This window comes from Aquitalea magnusonii (assembly GCF_003202035.1).
Classification (GTDB): Bacteria; Pseudomonadota; Gammaproteobacteria; order Burkholderiales; family Chromobacteriaceae; genus Aquitalea; species Aquitalea magnusonii.
This window is the reverse complement of record NZ_QJKC01000026.1, coordinates 18,690-41,971: the sequence shown is the minus strand read 5'-3', so window position 1 is coordinate 41,971 and position 23,282 is coordinate 18,690. Positions and strand designations below refer to the sequence as shown.

The 23,282-nt window shown below is 61.8% G+C and carries 25 protein-coding genes; 11 read left to right on the top strand and 14 right to left on the bottom strand.

The genetic code is table 11. The features are described 5' to 3' along the window. Together DFR38_RS19100 and DFR38_RS19095 are read right to left on the bottom strand one after the other, a co-directional pair. Window positions 1–223, bottom strand: a 223-nt coding sequence (locus DFR38_RS19100; RefSeq protein ID WP_425320069.1) for a paraquat-inducible protein A, incomplete at its 3' end; no start/stop codon positions are given. A 6-nt stretch (window positions 224–229) separates the two neighbouring features. Next, window positions 230–553, bottom strand: a complete 324-nt coding sequence (locus DFR38_RS19095) for a helix-hairpin-helix domain-containing protein (RefSeq protein ID WP_110313790.1) — start codon at window positions 551–553, stop codon at window positions 230–232. 151 nt (window positions 554–704) lie between these two features. On the opposite strand from DFR38_RS19095, the gene DFR38_RS19090 reads away from it, so the two are divergent. Both DFR38_RS19090 and DFR38_RS19085 read left to right on the top strand, forming a co-directional pair. Continuing rightward, on the top strand, window positions 705–1,037 hold the full coding sequence (locus DFR38_RS19090) for a DUF2249 domain-containing protein (protein ID WP_110313789.1): 333 nt from the start codon (window positions 705–707) through the stop codon (window positions 1,035–1,037). Window positions 1,038–1,318: 281 nt separating this feature from the next. Continuing rightward, entirely contained in the window at window positions 1,319–1,624 is a 306-nt protein-coding gene (locus tag DFR38_RS19085; RefSeq protein ID WP_082693610.1) for a glycine zipper domain-containing protein, read from the top strand. A 69-nt stretch (window positions 1,625–1,693) separates the two neighbouring features. Here the strand turns inward: DFR38_RS19085 and DFR38_RS19080 are convergent, their stop codons facing one another. Then, the gene (locus DFR38_RS19080; protein WP_199052548.1) at window positions 1,694–2,470 is read right to left on the bottom strand and encodes a sulfite exporter TauE/SafE family protein; all 777 of its coding nucleotides are present in this window, start codon (window positions 2,468–2,470) and stop codon (window positions 1,694–1,696) included. Window positions 2,471–2,562: 92 nt separating this feature from the next. On the opposite strand from DFR38_RS19080, the gene DFR38_RS19075 reads away from it, so the two are divergent. Beyond that, window positions 2,563–3,486: a LysR family transcriptional regulator gene (locus tag DFR38_RS19075; RefSeq protein ID WP_110313788.1), complete on the top strand. Its 924-nt coding sequence runs from the start codon at window positions 2,563–2,565 to the stop codon at window positions 3,484–3,486. 57 nt (window positions 3,487–3,543) lie between these two features. Here DFR38_RS19075 and yiaY read toward each other — a convergent pair whose 3' ends face one another. Continuing rightward, the gene (gene yiaY, locus DFR38_RS19070) at window positions 3,544–4,674 is read right to left on the bottom strand and encodes an L-threonine dehydrogenase (RefSeq protein WP_110313787.1); all 1,131 of its coding nucleotides are present in this window, start codon (window positions 4,672–4,674) and stop codon (window positions 3,544–3,546) included. Between the two features lie 209 nt (window positions 4,675–4,883). Here yiaY and DFR38_RS19065 point away from each other — a divergent pair, with 209 nt between their 5' ends. Together DFR38_RS19065 and DFR38_RS19060 are read left to right on the top strand one after the other, a co-directional pair. Then, window positions 4,884–5,474, top strand: coding sequence for a HutD/Ves family protein (locus tag DFR38_RS19065; protein ID WP_059286939.1), 591 nt, complete (start codon window positions 4,884–4,886; stop codon window positions 5,472–5,474). Further along, entirely contained in the window at window positions 5,471–6,064 is a 594-nt protein-coding gene (locus DFR38_RS19060; RefSeq protein ID WP_059286938.1) for an acyl carrier protein phosphodiesterase, read from the top strand. The genes DFR38_RS19065 and DFR38_RS19060 overlap by 4 nt, the downstream gene beginning before the upstream one ends. On the opposite strand, the gene DFR38_RS19055 is transcribed toward DFR38_RS19060, so the two are convergent. Next, complete coding sequence (locus DFR38_RS19055; RefSeq protein WP_233170353.1) at window positions 6,050–6,745, bottom strand: MarC family protein; 696 nt, start codon at window positions 6,743–6,745, stop codon at window positions 6,050–6,052. The genes DFR38_RS19060 and DFR38_RS19055 overlap by 15 nt on opposite strands. A gap of 183 nt (window positions 6,746–6,928) precedes the next feature. Beyond that, window positions 6,929–8,452 carry an amino acid permease gene (locus DFR38_RS19050; RefSeq protein WP_110313786.1) on the bottom strand — a complete coding sequence of 508 codons (1,524 nt, stop codon included), beginning with the start codon at window positions 8,450–8,452 and terminating at the stop codon, window positions 6,929–6,931. Between the two features lie 690 nt (window positions 8,453–9,142). Here DFR38_RS19050 and infA point away from each other — a divergent pair. After that, window positions 9,143–9,406 carry a translation initiation factor IF-1 gene (infA, locus tag DFR38_RS19045; RefSeq protein WP_059286936.1) on the top strand — a complete coding sequence of 88 codons (264 nt, stop codon included), beginning with the start codon at window positions 9,143–9,145 and terminating at the stop codon, window positions 9,404–9,406. 370 nt (window positions 9,407–9,776) lie between these two features. Further along, complete coding sequence (locus tag DFR38_RS19040) at window positions 9,777–10,976, top strand: EAL domain-containing response regulator (protein WP_059286935.1); 1,200 nt, start codon at window positions 9,777–9,779, stop codon at window positions 10,974–10,976. A gap of 21 nt (window positions 10,977–10,997) precedes the next feature. On the opposite strand, the gene arfB is transcribed toward DFR38_RS19040, so the two are convergent. From arfB to DFR38_RS19020, 4 genes are all read right to left on the bottom strand, one after another. Next, the gene (gene arfB / locus DFR38_RS19035; protein WP_059286934.1) at window positions 10,998–11,405 is read right to left on the bottom strand and encodes an alternative ribosome rescue aminoacyl-tRNA hydrolase ArfB; all 408 of its coding nucleotides are present in this window, start codon (window positions 11,403–11,405) and stop codon (window positions 10,998–11,000) included. Between the two features lie 4 nt (window positions 11,406–11,409). Next, the gene (locus DFR38_RS19030) at window positions 11,410–11,985 is read right to left on the bottom strand and encodes a hydrolase (protein ID WP_110313785.1); all 576 of its coding nucleotides are present in this window, start codon (window positions 11,983–11,985) and stop codon (window positions 11,410–11,412) included. Window positions 11,986–12,122: 137 nt separating this feature from the next. Next, the gene (locus tag DFR38_RS19025; protein WP_059287364.1) at window positions 12,123–13,367 is read right to left on the bottom strand and encodes a nitronate monooxygenase; all 1,245 of its coding nucleotides are present in this window, start codon (window positions 13,365–13,367) and stop codon (window positions 12,123–12,125) included. A 165-nt stretch (window positions 13,368–13,532) separates the two neighbouring features. Further along, complete coding sequence (locus DFR38_RS19020) at window positions 13,533–14,003, bottom strand: Lrp/AsnC family transcriptional regulator (protein ID WP_059287363.1); 471 nt, start codon at window positions 14,001–14,003, stop codon at window positions 13,533–13,535. 132 nt (window positions 14,004–14,135) lie between these two features. Here DFR38_RS19020 and kynB point away from each other — a divergent pair, with 132 nt between their 5' ends. The 3 genes from kynB (at window position 14,136) to DFR38_RS19005 (ending at window position 17,561) form a co-directional block, all read left to right on the top strand. After that, window positions 14,136–14,804 (top strand): arylformamidase, encoded by a 669-nt coding sequence (gene kynB, locus DFR38_RS19015; protein WP_059287365.1) that lies wholly within the window; start codon window positions 14,136–14,138, stop codon window positions 14,802–14,804. Next, a complete protein-coding gene (gene kynU / locus DFR38_RS19010; RefSeq protein ID WP_103525036.1) occupies window positions 14,804–16,054 on the top strand; it encodes a kynureninase in 1,251 nt (416 codons plus the stop codon). Before kynB ends, kynU begins: the two co-directional genes overlap by 1 nt. Before the next feature lie 130 nt (window positions 16,055–16,184). Further along, window positions 16,185–17,561, top strand: coding sequence for an amino acid permease (locus DFR38_RS19005; RefSeq protein WP_059287532.1), 1,377 nt, complete (start codon window positions 16,185–16,187; stop codon window positions 17,559–17,561). A gap of 66 nt (window positions 17,562–17,627) precedes the next feature. On the opposite strand, the gene gltX is transcribed toward DFR38_RS19005, so the two are convergent. Both gltX and DFR38_RS18995 read right to left on the bottom strand, forming a co-directional pair. Further along, window positions 17,628–19,016, bottom strand: coding sequence for a glutamate--tRNA ligase (gene gltX / locus DFR38_RS19000; protein WP_170124170.1), 1,389 nt, complete (start codon window positions 19,014–19,016; stop codon window positions 17,628–17,630). A gap of 107 nt (window positions 19,017–19,123) precedes the next feature. After that, the gene (locus DFR38_RS18995; protein WP_110313784.1) at window positions 19,124–19,756 is read right to left on the bottom strand and encodes a LysE family translocator; all 633 of its coding nucleotides are present in this window, start codon (window positions 19,754–19,756) and stop codon (window positions 19,124–19,126) included. Window positions 19,757–20,011: 255 nt separating this feature from the next. Between DFR38_RS18995 and DFR38_RS18990 the strand changes: the two genes are divergently transcribed. Next, on the top strand, window positions 20,012–21,457 hold the full coding sequence (locus DFR38_RS18990) for an aminotransferase-like domain-containing protein (protein WP_110313783.1): 1,446 nt from the start codon (window positions 20,012–20,014) through the stop codon (window positions 21,455–21,457). Here the strand turns inward: DFR38_RS18990 and pgaD are convergent. Both pgaD and pgaC read right to left on the bottom strand, forming a co-directional pair. Then, window positions 21,431–21,976 (bottom strand): poly-beta-1,6-N-acetyl-D-glucosamine biosynthesis protein PgaD, encoded by a 546-nt coding sequence (pgaD, locus tag DFR38_RS18985; protein ID WP_059286415.1) that lies wholly within the window; start codon window positions 21,974–21,976, stop codon window positions 21,431–21,433. The genes DFR38_RS18990 and pgaD overlap by 27 nt on opposite strands. Beyond that, the gene (pgaC, locus tag DFR38_RS18980; RefSeq protein WP_059286416.1) at window positions 21,973–23,220 is read right to left on the bottom strand and encodes a poly-beta-1,6-N-acetyl-D-glucosamine synthase; all 1,248 of its coding nucleotides are present in this window, start codon (window positions 23,218–23,220) and stop codon (window positions 21,973–21,975) included. The genes pgaD and pgaC overlap by 4 nt, the downstream gene beginning before the upstream one ends. Window positions 23,221–23,282: the final 62 nt, after the last annotated feature.

Here is a 23,282-nt window from a genome sequence, read left to right as displayed (position 1 = left end):
GGCCGACCACGGGAAAGACATTGGCCAGGATAAAGACCAGCAGTCCGGCCAGCACCAGTGGCAGGGAGGTGGCGGGGGGATAGCCGGGGCGGGGCAGCAGCTGGCAGCCGCAGCGGCAGCAGCAGACGGCTTGCCCGGCCGCGGCGGGGGCGGTCTGCAGCAGGTCGCATTCGTGGCAGGCCAGTAGTGCTGCGTCTGCCAGGGGGGCGGGAGTGTTGATCATGACGGGCTATTGTACAAGCGGCCATGCGCTGCCAACAGCCCGGGCTGCAAGCGCGGCCTTGCGCTGTGCGGTGAAATGCCACCACGGCAGGGCTTCGTCCTGCTGCAGGTAATGGGCGACCGCGATAAACACATCCAGCACGCAAGGGTCATGCCGGACACCGGTTTGCTGGCACAGGGCCTGGTAAAGCATATAGGGATCGGCCTGGCGCAACGATTGCGGGCTGTGATACCCGAGCAGGTGAAAATCTGCCGCCATGGCCGGCCCGACATTAGGCAGCTGCAGCAGATCAACCGCTGCGCTGGCTGGCGGGCAGCGTGCAGGATGCATGCCTATTCTCCTCTGGACAATGCTTGCATCTTAAATCAGCAGCGGCTGCTTGCAGGGTTTGCGCCACGGATTTTCTTATCCTGCCTCAAGGAGGAGGCGCGCACGGCTGCGGCAGAATCCGGGCTTGTCCATTCTGCCGCAGGAGAGTTTCATGAGCATCTTGTCCCCCCAGCTGAATACCAGCTATCTGTTCGATGCCCGTGGCATCGCCAAACGCTTTCGCCATGCTGCCATTTTCGCGGCGCTGGAAAGCCTGCACGATGGCGAGACCATGCGTTTCGTCAATGATCACGATCCGCTGCCCCTGCTGGAGCAGATTGGCCAGCGCTATGGCCAGCAGATCAGCTATCGCTATGTTGACCGCTTGCCGGAGATGATCGTGATCGAATTCCAGATCAGCCTGGGCCAGCAGCCGGCAGCCGCGCCTGCCAGCGCGGGCGGCTGCGGCGGTGGCGGCGGTGCTTGCGGTTGCTCCGGCCAGTGATGCCGCGGCCAACGCGCTGTCGCCTGGCTGCATGACAATGGCTGTTGCAGGGTCCGTGCATTTACCCGGCCCGACTCTGTAACAGATTGTTATAAAACCACCATTTGAATGTGGAATATAAAACACATTAAAAACAAGCAATTAGCCGCAATTATGCACCAGACAATTCCATGATCATTAGCAGGCAAACGCTTTTCAATACTTGCTAACATTTCACGGCTTGTCCGTTTTGCCCTGCCCTGCCTAGACTGCCACCACTTACTCAGTGAAAGCAGCAAATCATGCAAATGAACAAGTGGATTTCGATGATTGCCATCACCCTGGCGGCTGGCACAGCCCAGGCCAGTTCGACAACGGATGCGATTCTTGGTGGTGCAGTAGGCGGTGCAGCAGGCGCAGCAGTCGGTAATGCGGTAGGTGGCCGCAATGGCGCCATCATCGGCAGTGCGGTAGGTGGGGCCACTGGCGTGGCCATCACCACCAAGAATCAGCACGAAGACCGACCGGCAGCACCGGCGCGTGATGAAGGACGCCACCATCATCGCCACCACCATGGCCATCACCATGGCTGGGACAAGCACGACTGAGCCTTCCCGCCCACAAAAAAAGACCACGCCGTCACGCGTGGTCTTTTTTCATGCTGGTTGCCTGGCTCATCAGCCATGCAGCCAGGGTTGCAGCATGTCCCAGGCCAGCTTGCCGATCAGCACCGTGGTCAGCAGCAGGAACAGGATACGGACAAAGCCAGCGCCCTTTTTCATGGCTACCCAGGAACCGGTCATCGCGCCCAGCACATTGAAGCCGGCCATGGGAATGGCGTACTGGAACAGCACATTGCCGGTGGGAATGAAAAACGCCAGTGCCGCCACATTGGTGGTGAGGTTCACCACCTTGGCCGCCGCCGAGGCATGCAGGAAGTCGAAGGCGAAAAAGCGGATGAACAGGAAGATCAGGAAGCTGCCGGTACCGGGACCGAACAAGCCATCATAAAAGCCGATGGCCCCGCCGATGGCCATGCCGACTGCCATTTCGCGGCGGCCTATCGTCACCGGCTTGTGCAGCTTGCCAAAGTCCTTCTTCCACAAGGTGTACATGGCCATCAACACCAGCAGCACCAGTACCAGCGGGCGAATCACCGATTTGGGAATGGCATTCACCGTGGCCGCGCCGGCAAAGGACATGATAAAGGCGGTGATGGCCGCCGGAATCACCAGTTTCCACGGCAGGCGCACGCGCTGCAGATAAGAGCGGGTGGCCGATAAGGTGCCCACGGCCGAGGACATCTTGTTGGTGCCAAACAGCGTGGCTGCCGAGTACTGCGGCAGGAAATTGAACAGCGCCGGGGTCTGGATCAGCCCGCCGCCGCCGACGGCCGCATCGATCAAACCGGCCATGAAAGAAAAGAAACACAGAAATCCCAAGGTCAACAACATGACTGCCTCCTGATAATGCCGCCATTGTAGGGCTTGCCCTGGCTGCATGCTTGCAATACCGTATTGCAGTTTCTGCAATCAAGGCCAATCCAATGAAGCTGTTATGGGAGCTGCAGGTATTCTGCGCCGTGGTGGAACGCAAGAGCTTTGTCTCGGCGGCACGCCAGCTGGGCACCTCGCCCAGCACCGCCACCCGCGCGGTGCAGGCACTGGAGGAAAGCCTGGGCAGCAGCCTGCTGGCCCGCTCGCAAAAGCAGGTCAGCCTGACCATGGCTGGCGAAGCCTATTACGATACGGCCCGGCACATTCTGCAATTGCAGGAGGAAGTGGAAGACGACCTGGCCGCACTGGGCAGCACACCGCGCGGCTGGCTGCGCTTTTCCGCACCCGAGGTGATGGCCAGCCATTTTCTGCCCGCCGTCCTGCAAGGGCTGGCCGAGCACAATCCGCAGCTGCGCTTTGACATTCTGTATAGCGACACCATTCTCGAGCCTATCCGCGAAAAGCTGGATTTCAGCATTCGCGGCGCCTACCCCACGTCCAGCGAGCTGATCGGCTTTCCGCTGTGGCCGTATCAACGCCGCCTGTACGCCAGCCCGGACTACGTCGCACGCCGCGGCCTGCCCACCCAGCCGGAACAACTCAGCGAACACGCCATCCTGATTCATGCTGCGCCACGCATACTGAAAGCCTGGAATTTTGTCTCGGACAGCCATCAGGTCAGCCTCAACCTGAATGCCAGCCACCGGGTGAGCTCCGGCAATGCGGTACTGCAGGCAGCGCTGGCAGGATGGGGCGTGGCCCGCATGGGCGACTGGCTGGCCGAACCACTGGTGGCCAGCGGCCAGCTGCTGCGCTTGTGCCCGGACTATCGCATCGTCTCCAGCCGCGGCGAAGATGCGCAGATGCACGCGGTATTTGCCAGCCGGCGCATCCCGCGCAAGGCCAGACTGGTGCTGGATGCCATTCGCAGCGCGGCCCAGGCGGCCGGTTTTGGCCATCATCCCGCGCCATGATGCATGCAACAGGGCCGGCATGGCCGGCCCTGTTCACTACAGCAGACTACCCCCTGCTTACATGGCTGCGCGGTAAATGGCGCAGATCTCTTCGTGACTGGCCTGCAGCGGATTGGTAAAGCCACATGCGTCTTTCAGGGCATTGGTGGCCAGTACCGGGATATCTTGCTCTTTCACGCCCAGCTGGGTCAGGCCGGCCGGAATACCCACCGTGGCCGCCAGGGTGCGGATAGCCTGAATGGCCTCTTCCGCACTGGCTTTCACCCCCAATGCCACCCCGACATCAGCCAGCCGCGCAGCAGCCACCTTGCTGTTGAATACCTGTACATGCGGCAGCAGCACCGCATTGCACACGCCGTGCGGCAGGTCGTAGAAGCCACCCAGCTGGTGCGCCATGGCGTGTACATAACCCAGCGAAGCATTGTTGAAAGCCATGCCGGCCAGGAACTGGGCATAGGCCATCTGCTCGCGGGCTTCCATGTCCTGGCCGTTTTCCACGGCGCGCGGCAGGTAGGCCACGATCAGGCTGATGGCCTTGAGCGCGCAGGCATCGGTAATCGGCGTGGCAATGGTCGACACATAAGCCTCGATGGCATGGGTGAGCGCATCCATGCCGGTGGCGGCGGTCAGCGACGGCGGCATGCCGGCCATGGTTTCCGGGTCGTTCACCGACAGGATGGGCGTGGTGTGCTTGTCGACGATGGCCATCTTGATGTGGCGCGCCTCGTCGGTGATGATGCAAAAACGCGTCATTTCACTGGCGGTGCCGGCCGTGGTATTGATGGCCACCAGCGGCAGCTGCGGCTTGGCCGACTTGTCCACGCCCTCGTAGTCCTGGATCTTGCCGCCATTCACCGCCACCAGCGCAATACCCTTGGCGCAATCGTGTGGCGAGCCACCCCCCAGCGAAATCACCACATCACACTGTTTTTCCTGCAGCAAGGCGAGGCCGGCATTGACATTGGCGCAGGTGGGATTGGGATGCACGCCGTCAAATACCACGGACTGGATATCCGCGTTTGCCAGCAGCGTGCTGACCTTCTGCGCCAGACCGGTTTTGACCAGACCGGCGTCGGTCACGATCAGCGCGCGTTTGAAACCCTGCGCCTGCATGCTGTCGACGGCCTGCTGCAGACAGCCGGCTCCCATCAGATTGACGGAAGGAATGAAGAATGCACTGATGGCCATGATGATCTCCTCGTGGTGGGTTCAAGCTATGTCTTCATCTTGGCACGACAGCGGAATGGCATATTGCGGCAGATCAAGCGCCCCAATTTGTAGTACCGGCACTACAAATCCGCACCATAACAAGGACTTGGCGGCGCCGAGCCAAAGTGAAGATGCACTACACCGGGCATCGGAGGATAATCGGTTTTTTTCCATAGCCCGAGCTTGCCATGCAGATTCTGCACGCCCGCCACTACCCGGCCACCCCCTGGAAAAACGGCGGCGGCATTACCCGCCAGGTACTGATTTCACCGCCGGACGCCACGCTGGACAACTTCGATTACCGCATCAGCATCGCCAGCGTGGCCAGTGACGGCGACTTCTCCCGCTTCCCCGGCATCGACCGTCAGCTTTTGCTGCTGCAGGGCGCGGCCTTGCTGTTGCAACGCGAAGACGGCAGCGAAGTGCGGCTGGATGCCTTCAGCCTGCCGCTGGCCTTTGCCGGCGAGGAAAGCATCAGCAGCCGGCTGAGCGAAGGCCCGGTCACCGATTTCAATGTCATGACCCGGCGTGGCCGCTATCTGCAACAAGTGGAAGACTTCACCCTGAACGGCGAGCGCCAGCTGCAAAGCGACGATGAAGTCCTGCTGGTACTGCTGGCGGCGGGAGCGGAGCTGGAAATCAGCCGCGAAGATGGACGCTGCTGTCGCCTGCAAGCACAGGATGCGCTGCTGCAACAATTGGCCATTGGCCTGACCCTGCGCAGCAGTGCGGCGGTGCGGGTGATCGTGGTGAGGCTGAACCGGCTGTCGGCCGGATGAATTACCTGGCCCACCTGCAGCTGGCCCCGGACGATGCCAGCGCCCGTGTCGGCAATCTGCTGGGGGACTTCATCAAGCCGGCCCATGCCGGCCACCTGCCGCCAAGCCTGCAGCAAGGCATGGCGCTACACCGGCAGATCGACAGCTATACCGACAGTCATCCGCTGGTATTGCAAAGCAAGACACGCATTGCCGCAGAACGGCGGCGTTATGCCGGCATTCTGGTGGATATTTTTTACGACCATTTCCTGGCGCGGCACTGGGACACCTTCGCCAGCCTGCCGCTGGCTGCCTTCACCCGCCGCAGCTACGCCGAATTGCAGCAACACCGCCAGTGGTTGCCACCGCGCCTGCTGGACATGCTGCCACGCATGCAGGCCGAGGACTGGCTAGGGTCTTATGCAGAAACCGAAGGTATCGCCGCCGTGCTGCGCGGCTTTTCCCGCCACCGCATCCGGCGTGACAATCCGGTTGCCACCGGCATTGACGACCTGCTGCAGCAGTACACCGCACTGGAAGCGGATTTTCTTGCCTTCTATCCGCAACTGCAGCAAGCCGTGGCACAACGCATTGGCCTAGCGATGCAGTAGGTCGGCGTTGTTCTGGATCAGCTCGACAAACAGCTGCTCCACCCCTTCCCACATGATCTGCACACCCAGACACATCAGGATGAAGGCCGACAGCCGCAGAAACACCACCGAGCCGGTCTGCCCCAGATAGCCCAGCAGCTTGTCGGCATGGCGGTAGCACATATACACCAGCACCGACAGCGACAACACGGCGGCCAGGCTGGCCATCGGCACCAGCATGTACTTGATCATCGGTTTGCCGGTCACGGTCAGCGATGCGCCCACGGTGATCGACACCGAAATCGACCCCGGCCCCACCGTCAAGGGAAAGGTCAGCGGATAAAAAGCCCGCTGCTTGAGCTCGTCGCGGTTTTCCTGCCGTACCGGTTCGCTGGAAGGCTGGGTACTCTCGGCCGGGTTGTCGTTCAGCATGCGCCAGGCCGCCAGCGAAATCAGCAGGCCGCCGGACAACTGCACCACAGGCAGCGACACGCCGAAAAATTCCAGCACGAAACTGCCCACATACATGCTGCCCAGCAATAGCAGAAAGCAGTACATGGCAATGCGCCGCGCCAGGAAAGCGCGCTGCTGCTTGCTGTTGCGCGCCGTCATGGAAATGAAGATGGGCACCAGTCCGGGGGGATTGATGATGGGCAGCAGGGCTGCCAGCACAAACAGATACTTGCTGAAAAAAAGTGACATCAAGGCCATATTATTGTTCTCCGGGTATGCACCCTCAGTGCGGTGACGGGGTCTGCCTGTGGCGGCGCTGCGCCGATTGTAGCGTGCCGGCGCGGCAGGCACAGCATTGCCTGACAGCCCCGGCGGCACACACGACAACGGCCCGGTCAGGCCGGGCCGTTGCAGGGCTGGCAAGGTCAGTGATCAGCCGGTGGTTTGCTGCGCCAGCCGGCCATCAGCCCGCTCGTCGCGCTTGAGCTGGGCGTGCGCCTCGGCCAGTGCGATCTTGTCCAGCGCAATCAGCTTGCTGCCGTGCTTCCATTTGTAGCCCAGCCACAGCAGCAGGAACAGCGGAATGCCGATATAGGTGGCGACAATACCGTTCCAGTCCACCTTGGCACTGGTGAAGGCAGCATAGTTCTGCCCCAGCATGATCAGCATGCACAAGGCAAAGGCAAACAGCGGCCCCAGCGGGAACCAGCGCGCCTTGTAGGGCAGGTCAGCCAGATCATAGCCTTGTTTTACATAGGCACGGCGGAAGCGGTAATGGCAGATGGCAATGCCCAGCCAGGCGATGAAACCGGTCATGCCGGAAGAATTCAGCAGCCACAGGTAGACGGCATTGCTTTCAAACAGCGAGGTCAGGAAACACAGGCCGGCAATCACCGTGGTGGCATACAGCGCATTGCGCGGCACGCCGCTGCCCGACAGCTGGCCGAACCAGGCCGGTGCCATCTTGTTCTTCGCCATCGCATACAGCATGCGGGTGGAGGCATACATGCCGGAATTGCCGGCCGACAGAATGGCGGACAGAATGACGGCATTCATCAGGCTGGCCGACAAGGCCAGACCGGCGCGACTGAACACCAGGGTGAAGGGGCTGGCCCCCACGTCCTGCACATCGTTCTTCAGCAGCATCGGGTCGTTATACGGCAGGATGCAGCCGATGATCAGGATGGACAGCATGTAGAACATCAGGATGCGCCAGAAAATCTGCTTCACCGCGCGCGGAATGGTCTTGGCCGGATGACTGGACTCGCCAGCGGCCACGCCGATCAGCTCGGTGCCCTGGAAGGAAAAACCGACAATCATCGACACGCTGACAAAGGCTGCCATGCCGCCGACAAAGGGGCCGTCGCCATGCATGAATACCTTCAGCCCCGGTGCATAACGGCTGTTGTCCGGATGGAACATGATGCCCCAGATCATCATGAAGCCGATGATGATGAAGGCGATGATGGTGATCACCTTGAGCATGGAGCACCAGAATTCCGCCTCGCCAAAGCCCTTTACCGAGAAGTAGTTGAGGGCAAAGATGATGGCCAGGAACAGCGCGCTCCACACCACGCCGGGTACGTGGGGAAACCAGTAATGCATCACGATGGATGCGGCGGCCAGTTCCACGGCAATGGTCACCGCCCAGTTATACCAGTAGTTCCAGCCCTGGGCGAAACCAAAGGAATGGTCAACGAAGCGCGAGCCATACACCTGGAAAGAACCGGACACCGGCATGAAGGCCGCCATCTCGCCCAGGCTGGTCATCAGGAAGTACACCATCAGCCCGATCAGGGCATACGACAGCAAGGCACCACCGGGGCCGGAAGTGGCTACCGTGGCCCCGGAGGCCAGAAACAGGCCGGTGCCGATGGAGCCGCCAATGGCGATCATGGACAGGTGGCGCGCCTGCAGGCTGCGCCGTAGTCCTTCGCCCTCTCGATTATTTTCCATAGTCTGTCCTACTGCAGAGTTTCCAACTGGTGCTCCCCTTTGCTGATGCAAAATATCAGCAAAGGGTAATGATCGAAACCGTACAGGATGTCAGCAGATAACAGAATAATCCAGCCTATTTTTGTATTGAATTGTAAGAATATGAATGGTGAATTTTCTTTTGATGACAAAAGTCAAACAATCAGCCGCTGTCATGCGGCCGCAACGCTCCTGAGCAGCCCCCCCCCCCGCTCCAGACCGGCCTGGCCGAGGCAGCCGCTGGCCACCACCCACCTGACAGGCAGCACCGCCCCACCTGCCGGCGCCCCCTGCCGACCGGGCAATTCAGCAGCAAGCACCTGCCGGACTGCGTGTCTTGCAACAGGTGGCAGCTGCGCTAAGCTGCGGATGCATAAGTGTTTTTAGCCATTGCAACAGCACGACAAGGGGGCAAGGCAATTACGGCTACATTTCTACTGACAAATCAGCCATTTAGCCGTATAATGCGCCCTGCCTCCTTCCGGACCGTTCCCCAGCACGGGGTTCAATCCGTCTGCCTTGCCTTGGTAACGGCACATTTTTACTGTGTGCTACCTGTCTTACCTGCTTGGTTATCGATAGAAGCAATCTGTTATCACAGATCGTGCGGCGCTCCGTGAGGGACTGCCGCATGGGCTATTGGCCCACCCGTTACACTGAAAGGAATCGTTAATGTCCAAAGAAGACATGATCGAGCTGCAAGGCGTTGTCATTGAAATGCTGCCGGAATCGCGCTTCCGCGTGCGTCTGGACAACAATGTGGAAATCCTGGCCTATGGCTCGGGCAAGATGAAGATGCACCGTATTCGCGTACTGGTTGGCGACCGCGTGACCGTGGAAATGTCTCCCTACGACCTGACCAAGGGTCGCATCAACTTCCGTCATCCGACCGCTCCGGTTGGCGGCGGCGCACCGCACCACTTCAAGCGTCGTTGATTAGCTGAGCCCCCTCGCGGCCACTCAGCCCACCTGTGGGTCGCGTAGTCAGTTACTGCCTTGCCCGCCGGCCGTTCGGCCCGGCAACATATTGCAGCACACTGCCCCGGAAGTGATGACCACCCGGTCCATCGCTTTGCGGCAGGTGACCGCTTGACGGCTGCCCGGCCGCCGGACCCTTGTCCCGGCCTTCAGCCGCCTGCTCCCTCCCTTTGCGCACCGCAGCAATCAATCGCTATTCATTTACCGTAAAATCCGGTTAAATCTATAACAGCGATTTACAAATAACTGATTTATCGATTTTTCCACTGGCAAGAATGCATGACACCTGCTTAGATTGAGACATACACTTCTGAACAGTGCGTCAGCCATGACCATCCAGATTCCAAGACAAATCCTGCTTGCTGAAGACAGTAGCAGTCAGCGCAGCCTGCTCAAGGCGCTCTGCCTGCAAATACCCAATACCGTGGTGCACGAGGCTGCCGACGGCAGCTGGGCTTTTCAGCTCAGTCGCAAGATTCCCAAACTGGACCTGGTCATCACCGATCTGAACATGCCGGGCATGGATGGCATCGAACTGGTGGAACAGCTGTCGCGCCAGCCGCACATTCCCTCACTGCTGCTGATCAGCGGCCACTCGCCGGAACTGCTGTCCAACAGCGTGCGTGCCGCCCAGGAGCTGGGTTTCACCGGCATCGGCCACCTGGCCAAGCCCATCGATGATGATCTGTTCCTGACTGAAATCACCCGCCTGCTGGATGTGCAGCAGGACATCGGCGACAGCAAGAGCAGCCTGCCGCTGATCGACATCATCACCGGGCTGGCCCACAACCAGTTTTGCGCCTTTTACCAGCCGATTTACGATCTGCGCCAGGGCCGTGCGGTGCAGATCGAGGCGCTGGCACGCTGGCGTCACCCGCAGCAAGGCATACTGGGGCCCAACCAGTTCATCGGCATGCTGGAACACGAAGGCTTTATCTCGCTGCTGACCAACCGCATCGTGCAAACCAGCCTGGACATGCTGATCCGCGAGCCCAACATGCAGCAGCTGCGGCTGTCGATCAATCTGTCACGCCGGCTGCTGGATGACCGCGAGTTTCTCGACTGGCTGGTCGAGCAGGTGACATCGCGCGGGCTGGCTTTCGACCGCATCGTGCTGGAAATCACCGAAACCATGGCCTTCACCAATTTCGGCCACACCCTGGCCACCCTGCTGCGGCTGCGCATGCGTGGTTTCGAATTGTCGCTGGATGATTTTGGCACCGGCCATACCACGCTGGAACACATCAAGAACCTGCCGCTGACCGAGCTGAAGTTCGACCGCATCCTGATCAAGGACATCCACCGCGACGCCCGTAGCCAGAGCATCATTTCCGGCATGGCCAACATCGCCCGCGAACTGGGCCTGCGCATGGTGGCAGAGGGCATCGACAACACCCAGGACCTGGACTACCTGTGCGCCCAGCACCCGGACATCGAGCTGCAGGGCTTTCTGCTGTGCCGGCCGGTACCGGCCGATGAACTGGGCAAGCACATCCTCCCCAGCTGCCAGCATAGCCGGCGCGCCTGAGCAGCCCGCTGCTGCGGCACCTCAATCGGCGATCTTGCCACGCAGGGCCTTGATGCCGCTGCGCCGGGACTTTCCCTCCAGCCGTCGCTGGCGTGAGCCATAAGTCGGCTTGGTCGCATGCCTGGCCTTGGGCACATGCGCCGCCGCATCCACCATGGCCTGCAAGCGCGCCAGCGCATCAGCCCGGTTCAGCTCCTGTGTGCGGTGCTGCTGCGCCTTGATGATGATGATGCCCTCCTTGCTCAGGCGGGCATCTCCCAGCGCCAACAACCGCAGCTTGACGCGTTCGGGCAGGCTGGAAGCCATGACATCGAAACGCAGGTGAATGGCCGACGACACCTTGTTGACGTTCTGGCCACCCGCCCCCTGGGCGCGGATGGCGGTCAGCTCGACCTGCTGCGGGTCGATGCGGCAATCTTCACGCGCCATGCGGCTATACAGCCAGCGCCTGCAGCACCTCGGCACTGCTGCGCACCCGCCCCAGCCGCGGAAAGATATGCTGTACGGAAAACTGGTGACACTCCAGCAGCGGGCAGCTCATGGCATCTTCCGCCAGCACCACGGCATAGCCACGCTCCCAGGCGGCGCGGGCCGTCGAATCCACCCCGATATGGGTGGAAATCCCGGCCAGCACCACGGTCTGCACGCCGCGCCGGCGCAGCTGCAAATCCAGCTCGGTGCCGTAAAAGGCATTCCACTGCCGTTTGATGATCTGGATGTCCGTGGCCGCCACCTCCAGTTCGGCCGGCTGCTGCAGCCAGTTGTCCGGCACCGGGGTGGATGGCGGCTGCAGATCGGTCGGCAGCTTCAGCGCATCGCCGCCATCGGCCGACCAGCCCACCCGCACCAGCACCACCGGCGCCGCGGCGGCACGAAACGCCCGCGCCAGTGCCGCCGAGCGCTCCAGCACCTGCTCGGTGTCATAGGGTTGTTTGGCAAAACCGAGAATGCCCTGCTGCAGGTCGATCAGGATCAGGGCGGTGGTGGCGGGATCAAAACGGTCCGGCATGGCAGTCCTCAAACAGTGACAAGACAGGCTCCGACAATACTACTGCCAGTGCCGCTTCAACAAGAAAAATGGCGAAACGCCGCAGCGTTCCGCCATGTTCCACGACCGGTCCAGCCAGACCGGGTTGGTGTGCGACATCAATCCGGCAGGGCGACCTTGCCATCCTTGCTGAACTGGTAGTCCTTGAACACATGTTCGGCGCTGAGGATCTGGTAGCTGCCATCCTCGTTGCGGCGGGTGGTGTCCTTCAGACGATAGGTGTACTGACCGCAGGTCCAGCAATCGAAATTGCGCATGTGGGTGCACAGACAGGTCTTGTCCATCACCTTGATGCGGCGTTCGCCCGGATGGGCCGCCACTTCGCGGTTATAGGCCTGGATGTAGGCACAGCTGCCATTGGCATCCAGCAGATAGCCGTAAGCCTCGCAATTGGGACGAATGCCGTCGCCAATGGCCGGGCAGGACTTGATCATGCGCATCGGGTAGCCGGTGGGCGACAGCTGGTTGACTTCGATATCGTCTTCCGTTGCCTTGAAATATTCCTGCTGCACTTTTTCCGGCAGGCCGCATTCGCGGGTAACGGTAAAGCGGGTAGCCACCTGCACGGCACTGGCACCGTTTTCCAGGAAGCCCACGGCATCGCTGCCGGTAAAGATGCCGCCAGCCGGAATCAGCGGAATATCCAGCTGTTCGGCCTGCATCCAGGCGTGGATCTCGGCCACGATGGTGGCCAGATCATACTGCGCCCAGTCCATGCCGAAACCCAGGTGACCGCCAGCCAGCGGGCCTTCCACCACCACGTAGTCCGGCAGGCGGCCGGTACGGGCGGACTTTTTCAGGAACAGCTGCAAGGCGCGCAGGGACGAAACAATGATGCCCAGCTTTACATCACGAAAACGCGGGTGGTCCTCGATCAGCGCAAACGAACCCAGATGCAGGCCGGCGGCCAGGGTGATGCCGTCGATGCCGGCATCCATGGCGGTTTGCATGCGTACGCGCAAGGTTTCCTTGGGCGCATTCATGGTGAGCTTTTCCATGCAGTTGATGAAAATCAGCCCATCGCCCTTTTTGGCTTCCATGGCGGAGCCAACGTGCATTTTGGTGGCTTCAGCCAGGATGTCCAGGTCAAACTTCACCACGGACTTGTCGGCATTTTCCACATTGAATTTGTACTGCTTGAGCTTGTCCTTGACGAACTTGGTATTGAAGCGGCGGTCAGTGACCGTCGGCACCATGGCATCGGAAATATGACCGATGCCGCCCAGACGGGCCGCTTCCAGCGACAGGGCCACGGTGGAGATATCCACACCCATGCCGCCGACCATGATGGGAACCAGCTCTTGCTTGCCCAGACGCAGGCGGAAATCGTCAACACACTTCATTTTGATGAACCTCAGTTTGGCTGGGCGGCATTATCCCCCATCCCTTTGCACAAAATCCATTTTTTTAGAGTTTTTGCTCGCAGCCAAGGTAAGTCGGGCGGACCAGCGGGCCGTAGCGGCCTCCACTCAAGCATACAAGGCTTTTGTTACCGTGACGCTCCCGCCTCAGCCCCCGGCCAGCGGCAGCCGGTCACGGGTGTCCTTCACGGTTTTCAGCACGATGAAGGAACAGATATCGCGCATGCCGGGCACCTTGTTCAGCTTGTCGACGATGAAATCGGAAAACGCCGGCAGGCTGCGACAGCGCACATGCAGGATGTAATTGCAGGGCCCGGCCACCACATGGGCGGCGGTCACCTCCTCGAAGGCCTGCATCTGCAGCAAGAACTCGCCATGCCAGTCATCGCGGCTGCGATCCAGCGACACCTGCACGATGGCCTCCAGCTCGAAGCCCAGCGCCACCGCATCCAGTTCGGCGTGGTAGCCACGAATCAGCCCGCCCTCCTCCAGCGTGCGTACCCGGCGCAGACAAGCCGAGGGTGACAGCGCCACCTGGTCGGCCAGGTCCTGATTGCTGAGCCGGCCGTTGTGCTGCAGCGCGGAAAGAATCCGCATATCAATGGCATCCAGCTGCATTTGCAACTTCCTTTCTTACTCAATCATTCCTGTCGAATATTCTGCGAAATATCACCAATTCACAAGTTGAACTTGCAATTTTTCAAAACAATCACGGTGCTAACATGAATTGCCCAATCCATGGAGAGCAGCATGCTGTATGACATCAGCCCGCCATTGCATGCCGGCATGCCGGTATGGCCGGGAGATACCGCGCTACAGGAAAGCCCGGCCTGGCAGCTGGATGCACACTGCCCGGTCAATGTGGCCCGGCTGACCCTGTCCCCCCACAGCGGGGCCCATGCCGATGCCCCGCTGCATTATCAGGCGGACGGCCTAGCCATCGGCCTGGTCGGGCTGGATGCCTATCTTGGCCCCTGCCGCGTGGTGCACTGCCTGGATGCAGCGCCACTACTGAGCCTGGCCAGACTGCAGCAGGCGCTGGCAGACCAGCCGGCCCCGCTGCCACCACGGCTGCTGATCCGCAGTTACCGGCAGTTTCCACCGCAATGGGATGCCGGCTTCTGCGCCATGGACCCGGCACTGATTGACTGGCTGGGCCAGCAGGGTGTGCGGCTGATCGGCGTGGACAGCGCCTCGCTGGATGCGGCAGACAGCAAGACGCTGGCCGCCCATCACGCAGTCGCCCGCCACGGCATGGCCATTCTGGAAAACCTCTACCTGGACGAGATCGCAGCAGGCGACTACGAGCTGATTGCCCTGCCACTGAAACTGATCAATCTGGATGCCAGCCCGGTACGCGCCGTGCTGCGCACCATCCCGTCCCCGACAACCAGCACCACCACCGCAAGGAGAGACTGATGCTCACCCGTGAAGACTGCCTGGCCGCCGACCGCCAGGATCAACTGGCCGCCCTGCGCCAGCAATTTGCCCTGCCGGAAAACGTGATCTATCTGGATGGCAATTCACTGGGCGTACTGCCCACCAGCGCCGAGGCGCGCAGCCTGCAGGTATTGCGCCAGGAATGGGGCGAGGGCCTGATCCGCAGCTGGAACACTGCCGGCTGGTTCGAGCTGCCGCGCCGGCTGGGCAACAAGCTGGCCGGATTGATCGGAGCCGGCAGCGACGAAGTGGTGATCACCGATACCACTTCACTGAACATTTTCAAGGCGCTGGCGGCCGCCATCCGCATCCAGCAAGCCAGTGCACCGCAGCGCAAGGTGATTGTCTCGGAGCGCGACAACTTCCCCACCGACCTGTACATGATCCAGGGCATGATGGACCTGCTGCAGCAGGGCTATGAAATGCGGCTGATCGACGACACCCTGTCGCTGCAACAGGCACTGGGTGACGATGTGGCGGTGCTGCTGCTGTCGCACGTCAATTACCGCACCGGTGCCATGCATGACATGGCCGCCGTCACCGCCCTGGCGCATCAGCATGGCGCACTCACCATCTGGGACCTGGCCCACGCCGCCGGTGCCGTGCCAGTGGACCTGAATGGCAGTGCCGCCGACTTTGCCGTGGGTTGCACCTACAAATACCTCAATGGCGGCCCCGGCTCACCGGCCTTCATCTGGGTGGCCCCGCGCCATCAGGATGCCTTCTGGCAGCCCCTGTCCGGCTGGTGGGGCCACTCGCGCCCGTTTGACATGGCGGTGGATTACCAGCCGGCCCAGGGCATCCGCCGTTTTCTGTGCGGCACCCAGCCCATCCTGTCGATGTCGCTGGTGGAGTGCGGACTGGACGCCACCCTGCAAACCAGCATGGCGGCACTGCGGCAAAAGTCGCTGGCGCTGACCGACCTGTTCATCCAGCTGGTGGAACAGCGCTGCAGCCAGCATCCGCTGACGCTGATCACCCCGCGCGCGCATGCACAGCGCGGCAGTCATGTCAGCTACCGCCATCCCGAGGGCTATGCGGTGATGCAGGCGCTGATCGACCGCGGCGTGATCGGTGACTACCGCGAGCCAGAGGTGCTGCGCTTTGGCATCACCCCGCTCTATCTGAGCCATGCCGATATCTGGGATGCCGTGGACATCCTGCGCGACATCCTGGACAGCGCCAGCTGGGACCAGCCGCGCTTCAAGCAGCGTCACGCGGTGACCTGAGCCCATTCCCGCCCGCCGCCCGGTGGGCGGCCTTCACCCAGCCACACACCATCACGGGAGCCGAGCGCATCCAGGACGCCCCACGTCCAAGAGAAATGCGCCGTCCCACCAAGGAAGATAAGGAGAAGACATGAGCTTCAAACAGATCCAGCAACGCGAAAGCGGCCTGCAACGCCGGCTGAGCGGCCGGCAGATGAGCATGATCGCCATCGGCGGTGCCATTGGCACCGGCCTGTTCCTCGGCAGCAAGTTTGCCATCGGCTTTGCCGGCCCCAGTGTCTTGCTCAGCTACGCCATCGGCGGGCTGATCACCCTGCTGCTGATGGGCTGCCTGGCAGAGATGACCATCGCCCATGCCACATCCGGCTCGTTTGGCGCTTTTGCCGAACATTACATCAGCCCGCTGGCCGGCTTTCTGGTGCGCTACAGCTACTGGACCTGCATCGTCATGGCAGTGGGCACCGAAGTCACGGCAGTGGCCGAATACATGCAGTACTGGTTCCCCGACACGCCGTCGTGGATCTGGATCCTGCTGTTTTCCGGCGTGCTGATCGGCGTCAATGCCATGAGCGTCAAAGCCTTTGGCACCGTGGAATACTGGTTTTCCGCCATCAAGATCTTTGCCATCGTCGGCTTCATCCTGCTGGGGAGTTATATGGTGTGGGGCAGCGGCAATCCGGCTTATGGCACCCGGCACTTCACCGGCCATGGCGGGTTTTTCCCGCACGGCTGGTGGGGCATGTGGGTGGCGGTGGTGATTTCCATCTTCAGCTATCTGAGTGTGGAAATGATTGCCGTGGCCGCCGGTGAGGCGGAACACCCGGAGCAGGCGGTGCGCCACGCCTTTCGCGCCACCATTGTGCGCCTGCTGGTGTTTTATCTCTTGTCGCTGACCCTGATCCTGACCATCGTCCCCTGGGACGGACTGGACAAGGGCAGCAGCCCCTTTGTCACCGTGATGCAGGTGCTGGGCATTCCCTACGCCGCGGGCATTCTCAACTTTGTCGTCATCATCGCCGCGCTGTCCGCCATGAACAGCCAGCTCTACATCACCACCCGCATGATGTTCAGCCTGTCGCGCGCCGGTGATGCCCCGGCCAGCCTGGGCAAGCTGAACCCCCACGGCATTCCGCTCAACGCGCTGCTGCTGTCCACCAGCGGTATTGCGCTGGCCACCCTGCTGTTTGTGCTGTTTCCCGAGCAGGCCTTCACGCTGATGATGTCGCTGTCGATGTTTGGCGCGCTGTTTACCTGGATGATGATCTTCCTCACCCACTGGCATTTCCGCCGCCATCACCAGCGCCATGGCAGCCAGCCGCTGGCTTTCCGCCTGCCCGGCTTTCCGGTTTCCACCCTGATGGGACTGGGGCTGATGCTGGCCATCCTGCTCACCACCGCCTTCACCGATGTCTTCCGCCTGACGCTGGCCTTCGGCCTGCCCTTCCTGTTGCTGCTGGTGCTGCTATACCGCTTTGTGCGCCAGCCACGCCTGGTCAGCCAGAACTAGGCCGACGCCAGCATGCAAAAAGCCACCCCGCAGGGTGGCTTTTTGACTTTCACAGCCGAAAACCGCTCAGGCGCGCAGGCGGCGCAGCACTTCTTCCTTGCCGATCAGCGCCAGCACCGCATCCACCGACGGGGTCTGGGTGGTGCCGCACACCAGCACGCGCAGCGGCATGCCCAGCTGGCCCATCTTGATGCCTTCTTCGGCGCAGAACGGCTTGAACAGCTCATGGATGCTGGCTGCAGTCCAGCTATCCAGCGCTGCCAGCTTGTCGGCAAAGCGGCCCATGCGTGCCACGGCGTCGCCAGCCAGGTGCTTTTCCACATCGGCCGCTGCGGCTTCACGCTTCTGGTAGAAATAATCCACTTCCAGCGCCAGCGCGTTCAGGTCTTGCACACGCTCTTTCACCAGGGCAATCACCTCCTCGATGGCCGGGCCGGTGGTGGTATCGACACCAGCAGCCGCCAGACGCGGGGCAATCAGCGCAGCCAGACGGCTGTTGTCGGCCGCCTTGATGTGCTGGGCATTCAGCCACAGGAATTTTTCCTGATTGAAACGGCTGGCCGAGGCGCTGACCGCTTCCAGGCTGAACCATTCGACAAACTGCTTCATGTCGAAGAATTCATCATCGCCATGGCCCCAGCCCAGACGGGCCAGGTAGTTGAGCAGCGCTTCCGGCAGGATGCCCTTGTCGGCGTAGTCCACCACGCTGACGGCGTCGCGGCGCTTGGACATCTTCTGGCCGTCCTCATTCAGGATCATCGGCAGATGGCCATACACCGGCAGCGGCGCATTCAGCGCCTTGAGGATGTTGATCTGGCGCGGGGTGTTGTTGACGTGGTCGTCACCGCGGATCACATGGGTGATCTGCATGTCCCAGTCGTCCACCACCACGCAGAAGTTATAGGTCGGGCTGCCATCCGGGCGGGCGATGATCAGGTCGTCCAGCTCGGTATTGGAGAATTCGATACGGCCCTTGACCGCGTCGTCCCAGGCGACGGTGCCGTCCAGCGGGGTGCGGAAGCGGATCACCGGCTCCACATCAGCCGGAATGGCCGGCAGGGTCTTGCCCTCCTCCGGACGCCAGCGGCGGTCGTAACGCGGCTTTTCGCCCTTGGCTTCCTGCTCGGCGCGCATGGCTTCCAGCTCTTCCTTGCTGCAGTAGCAGCGATAGGCATGGCCGGACTCCAGCAGCTGCTGGATCACTTCCTTGTAGCGGTCGAAACGCTGGGTCTGGTAGAAGGGGCCTTCGTCATAATCCAGGCCAACCCAGTGCATGCCGTCCATGATGGCCTTGACCGACTCCGGCGTGGAGCGTTCAAGGTCGGTGTCCTCGATGCGCAGCACGAAAACGCCGTTGTTCTTGCGGGCATAAGCCCAGGAAAAGAGTGCGGTACGCACGCCACCAATATGCAGATAGCCGGTGGGGCTGGGGGCAAAGCGGGTACGGATCATGATGGAATGAGGTCCAGCCGGATGAAGAAAGGCGCTATTGTACGCCGCCAACAAAACAGCCCGCAAATGCGGGCCGGGCAAGCCTCATCCTCCAGCAGGATTCTGCTGGCTCAAATCAGCCCGCCCACGGCTGGCAGCACATCGGCCGGCAGCATCTGCGCCAGCAGCCAGAAGGCCGTGCCGGCCAGCATGGCGGCCATGCCGCAATTGAAGGCACGCAGCCGGCGCGGCGAAGCCAGCCAGCGGCGGATGGCCACGCCACTGCCCGCCCACAGCGCAATGCAGGGCAGGCCGACCACCAGGGTGATGGCGGCAAACAGCAGGCCGGCAGTCAGCGGCGGCATGTGCTGCGGCAGGAACACCACGGCAATATTGAAGCCCATCAGCCACACCTTGGGGTTAAGCCAGTTAAACAACAGGCCACCGGCAAAACCCATGGGCTGGCCGGCATCGGCCTGCTCGCCCGCCGCGCCGGCGCGGGCCATGCCCCAGGACAGCCACAGCAGATAGCTGCAACCGGCCAGCGCCAGATACAGCTGTACGCTGCTGATCAGCGCCACCAGATTACCCAGGAAGACCGTCAACACCCCCACCTGCAGCGCCAGCCCCAGCGCCATGCCCAGCATGGCCGGCAGGGTGCGGCCAAAGCCGTAATTGACGCCGGACGAGGCCAGCACCAGATTGTTGGGGCCGGGGGTGATGGACATCACCAGCAGATAAGTAACCAGGGCAACAAGATTCATGACCACTCCAGGGCAGGGCTGGCGGTGGACAGGGCTGCCGTATTCCGGCTTGTGGCCCGACAGGCAAACCCTGTCACCGCTCCATGTTTTTGATGCTGTCATGCTACGTAAAGTCACTGGACAATAACAGATTCAGAAAAATACAATTGAGACCGTAACAGTTTGCGGTATCTAAAACTGTTATGGTCTGTTCCGGGCAGAATTGTGCCGGGCGGGCCGTCTGACAGCCATTCATCTGCCTAGCGGAGACCGACCATGAGCCAGGAGCCGCTGTATCAACAGCTGGTCAACGAGTGGATCACCCTGATCCAGAACGGTGTGGTGCGCGCCGGCGAGCGCCTGCCCTCGGTGCGCAAGGCCTGCGCCATGCACAAGGTCAGCCCCTCCACCATCCTGCTGACTTACCGCACACTGGAAGACCGTGGTTTTATCGAGGCCAGGCCGCAATCCGGCTTCTATGTGAAGGCCGCCGCCAGCCTGCCGCTGCCACGCATGCGCCGCCAGAGCGAAGCCGCGCCTACCGGCGAAGTGGTGGACCATATCGAAACGGTGATGCGGGTGCAGACGGCGGCTGATTTCATCGACCTGTCGCTGGCCAGCCCACGCGGCAGCGACTTCTACCCCACCACCCGCTTCAAACACATCATGGGGCGGCTATTGCGCCAGCAGCCGGAGCTGACCACCGACTACCCCTTCCCGCCCGGCTCCGAACGCCTGCGGCGGCAGATTGCCCAGCGTGCGGTCAGCTGGGGCTGTGTGCTGGCCATGGACGACATCGTCATCACCAATGGCTGCTCCGAAGCACTGCAACTGGCCTTGCGCGCGGTGTGTAAGCCGGGTGACACGGTGGGGCTGGAATCGCCCACTTATTTCTATCTGCTGCCGCTGCTGAAAAGCCTGGGCCTGTCGGTGATCGAAATCCCCACTCATCCCAATAGCGGCCTGTCGCTGGACGCACTGGAACTGCTCCTGTCGGAAAAACGGCTGCAAGCCATTGTGGCCATGCCCACCGTGCACAATCCGCTGGGCAGCACCATGCCACCGGAAGCCAAGCGCCGGCTGGCGCAGCTGGTCAACGACTACCGCGTGCCCTTGATCGAGGACGCGCCGCATGCCGACCTGCACTATGGCGTGCAGACGCCGGACGCGGTAAAGGCCTTCGACCGCGATGGCTGGGTGCTGCTGTGCTCCAGCTATAGCAAGACGCTGGCACCGGGCTTTCGCATTGGCTGGATTGCCGCCGGCCGCTTTGCCCGCGAGGTATTGCAGCTGAAATGCGCCAGCTCGCTGGGCCAGCCACGGCTGCTGGAAGAAACTCTGGCCGAGTATCTGGAAAGCGGTGGCTACGACCACCACCTGCGGCTGATCCGCCGCCATTTCATGAGCCAGATGGAGCGACTGCGCGGCACGGTGGCCAGCCGTTTTCCACAGGGCACCCGCGCCACCCTGCCCTCTGGCGGCTGCCTGCTGTGGGTGGAGCTACCCGCCGGCGTGGACACGCTGGAGCTGTTTCATGCGGCCTTGGCCGAACGCATTACCGTGGTGCCGGGGGTGATGTATTCGGCGCGCGGCCGTTATCGCAACTGCCTGCGCCTGTCCTGCTGCTACCCGTGGAACGAAGCCTACGAGCGGGCGCTGGTGCGGGTGGGCGAGCTGGCCTCGGGCATGGGCGACTCAGCGCTTGCCGGGCTGGGCGACTGACAAGGGCAGGCTCGCCGACATGGTCAGGGCAGGTTCTGGCGGTGTCGCCGTGCCGGCTGGCAAGGGCTGCAGGATGTCCAGGTGGTGAATCCCGCCTTCCGGATTGTGATGCACCACCACCACCTTGCCGGCCTGGCCGGCCTGCAGCAGCGCGGGCTCCAGCCCCAGGTCAGCCGCCATATCCAGCAGTGTGACATTGGCGATGGCGCCGCGCTGCTCCTCGCCGGAAAAGCGCCAGTAGTTGATGCGCGACCACAGCACCAGCCCGCCACCAAACAGGCAGACCAGCAAGGCATAGCGCCCCAGCGCCAGCAGATGGCCGGGCAGCTGGTCGATGCGCACCGTCACCGGCAACAGCTGCTCGCCCCAGATCAGCAGGCAAAAAAAGGCCAGGGCCGGCAACCACAGATACACCCACAACAGCCACCACAACACGGTGAGCAGTCGCGACAGCAGCCGCTGCAGCCAGCTCATATTGTGCGCGGCGCGAATGATCAGCACATCGGCCAGCTTTTTCATGCGCGCACGCCCCGGTCCGGGCTGACCCAGCGCGCACGCTTGCCCTTGCGCCGCAGCACGCCTTGCGGAAAGGCCACCACGGTGGTGCCGATATTCAGCAGCCAGTAGGCCAGCGGATACCAGATCATCCAGAAATAGTTCTTGCCCAGATCGACGTCATACTGGCTGTCCATCAGCTTGCTGGTGGCAAACTGCAGCATGCAGGTCACCCCCAGCACCACACCATGCCAGCCCGGCACAAATGGCGATTCCATTGCCGGCAGCAGGCCGGGCAACAACAGGCTGAGCAGCCAGCTGCCGATGATGAAGGCCATCACGTACGACCACACCACGCTGAGGAAATACTCGGCATACACCGGCCACATGCGGCGGTGCTTCCAGTGGCCGACAATCCAGGCATTGCGCATCAGCGCCTGGGTGCCGCCCTTGGCCCAGCGCAGCCGCTGCTTCCACAGGCCGCGCAGGGTTTCCGGCATCAGGATCCACACCAGCGCACGCGGCTCGAAGCGCACATCCCAGTGCTGCAGCTGGATTTTCCAGCTGATGTCGATGTCCTCGGTCAGCATGTCGTCGCTCCAGTAGCCGGCCTGCACCACCGCCGTCTTGCGAAAGGCGGTAATCACCCCGGACACGGTAAACAGCCGGCCATAAGTGCGCTGGGCACGCTTGATCAGCCCGATGATGGCGGTGAACTCGCCCACCTGCAGCCGGCCCAGCAAGGTGGTGCGGTTGCGGATGCGCGGATTGCCGGTCACCGCCCCCACCCGGGGCGAACCCTGAAAGTGACGCATCAGCCATTTGGCCGAATAGGGATCGAGCAGCGCATCGCCATCGATGCACAGCAGGTATTCGTGACGCGCCATGGTCAGCGCCGTGTTCAGCCCCACCGCCTTGCCCTGGTTGCTGGCCTGGTGCAGCACACGCAGCCGCGGCTGCACGGCGGCCAGCTCATTCAGGATGGCGGCGGTGGCGTCCTTGCTGCCATCGTTGACGGCAATCACCTCGTAATCCGGATAGTCCAGCGACAGCGCGTAGTGCAGGGTTTCGCGCACATTGTCTTCTTCGTTGTAACAGGGCACCACCACGCTGATGGGCGGGTAATCCAGCGCTGGCGGCTGATCCAGCGGCGGGTCTTTGCGTTCGTAATGAAAGTAGTAATGCACTGCGCCCACCATCCACAAATACGCCATGAACAGCGGGTAGAAAAAAGCATAGCCCAGTAGCAGTGCCAGAGCGGTGGTCATGATCTGACTCCTTGCATGTATGCAGCGACGGCGGCAGATGCAGCCGCCGCGCTGGGGACAGG

Coding starts and splice junctions, on each gene's coding strand:
- DFR38_RS19090 (WP_110313789.1), top strand. CDS start 705: ATGAGCATCTTGTCCCCCCAGCTGAATACCAGCTATCTGTTCGATGCC.
- pgaC (WP_059286416.1), bottom strand. CDS start 23,220: ATGACCACCGCTCTGGCACTGCTACTGGGCTATGCTTTTTTCTACCCG.
- DFR38_RS19075 (WP_110313788.1), top strand. CDS start 2,563: ATGAAGCTGTTATGGGAGCTGCAGGTATTCTGCGCCGTGGTGGAACGC.
- DFR38_RS19065 (WP_059286939.1), top strand. CDS start 4,884: ATGCAGATTCTGCACGCCCGCCACTACCCGGCCACCCCCTGGAAAAAC.
- pgaD (WP_059286415.1), bottom strand. CDS start 21,976: ATGAAAAAGCTGGCCGATGTGCTGATCATTCGCGCCGCGCACAATATG.
- arfB (WP_059286934.1), bottom strand. CDS start 11,405: ATGGCGCGTGAAGATTGCCGCATCGACCCGCAGCAGGTCGAGCTGACC.
- kynU (WP_103525036.1), top strand. CDS start 14,804: ATGCTCACCCGTGAAGACTGCCTGGCCGCCGACCGCCAGGATCAACTG.
- kynB (WP_059287365.1), top strand. CDS start 14,136: ATGCTGTATGACATCAGCCCGCCATTGCATGCCGGCATGCCGGTATGG.
- DFR38_RS19085 (WP_082693610.1), top strand. CDS start 1,319: ATGCAAATGAACAAGTGGATTTCGATGATTGCCATCACCCTGGCGGCT.
- DFR38_RS19055 (WP_233170353.1), bottom strand. CDS start 6,745: ATGTCACTTTTTTTCAGCAAGTATCTGTTTGTGCTGGCAGCCCTGCTG.
- yiaY (WP_110313787.1), bottom strand. CDS start 4,674: ATGGCCATCAGTGCATTCTTCATTCCTTCCGTCAATCTGATGGGAGCC.
- DFR38_RS19030 (WP_110313785.1), bottom strand. CDS start 11,985: ATGCCGGACCGTTTTGATCCCGCCACCACCGCCCTGATCCTGATCGAC.
- DFR38_RS18990 (WP_110313783.1), top strand. CDS start 20,012: ATGAGCCAGGAGCCGCTGTATCAACAGCTGGTCAACGAGTGGATCACC.
- DFR38_RS18995 (WP_110313784.1), bottom strand. CDS start 19,756: ATGAATCTTGTTGCCCTGGTTACTTATCTGCTGGTGATGTCCATCACC.
- DFR38_RS19050 (WP_110313786.1), bottom strand. CDS start 8,452: ATGGAAAATAATCGAGAGGGCGAAGGACTACGGCGCAGCCTGCAGGCG.
- DFR38_RS19005 (WP_059287532.1), top strand. CDS start 16,185: ATGAGCTTCAAACAGATCCAGCAACGCGAAAGCGGCCTGCAACGCCGG.
- DFR38_RS19060 (WP_059286938.1), top strand. CDS start 5,471: ATGAATTACCTGGCCCACCTGCAGCTGGCCCCGGACGATGCCAGCGCC.
- DFR38_RS19095 (WP_110313790.1), bottom strand. CDS start 553: ATGCATCCTGCACGCTGCCCGCCAGCCAGCGCAGCGGTTGATCTGCTG.
- DFR38_RS19020 (WP_059287363.1), bottom strand. CDS start 14,003: ATGCAGCTGGATGCCATTGATATGCGGATTCTTTCCGCGCTGCAGCAC.
- DFR38_RS19025 (WP_059287364.1), bottom strand. CDS start 13,367: ATGAAGTGTGTTGACGATTTCCGCCTGCGTCTGGGCAAGCAAGAGCTG.
- DFR38_RS19080 (WP_199052548.1), bottom strand. CDS start 2,470: ATGTTGTTGACCTTGGGATTTCTGTGTTTCTTTTCTTTCATGGCCGGT.
- DFR38_RS19040 (WP_059286935.1), top strand. CDS start 9,777: ATGACCATCCAGATTCCAAGACAAATCCTGCTTGCTGAAGACAGTAGC.
- infA (WP_059286936.1), top strand. CDS start 9,143: ATGTCCAAAGAAGACATGATCGAGCTGCAAGGCGTTGTCATTGAAATG.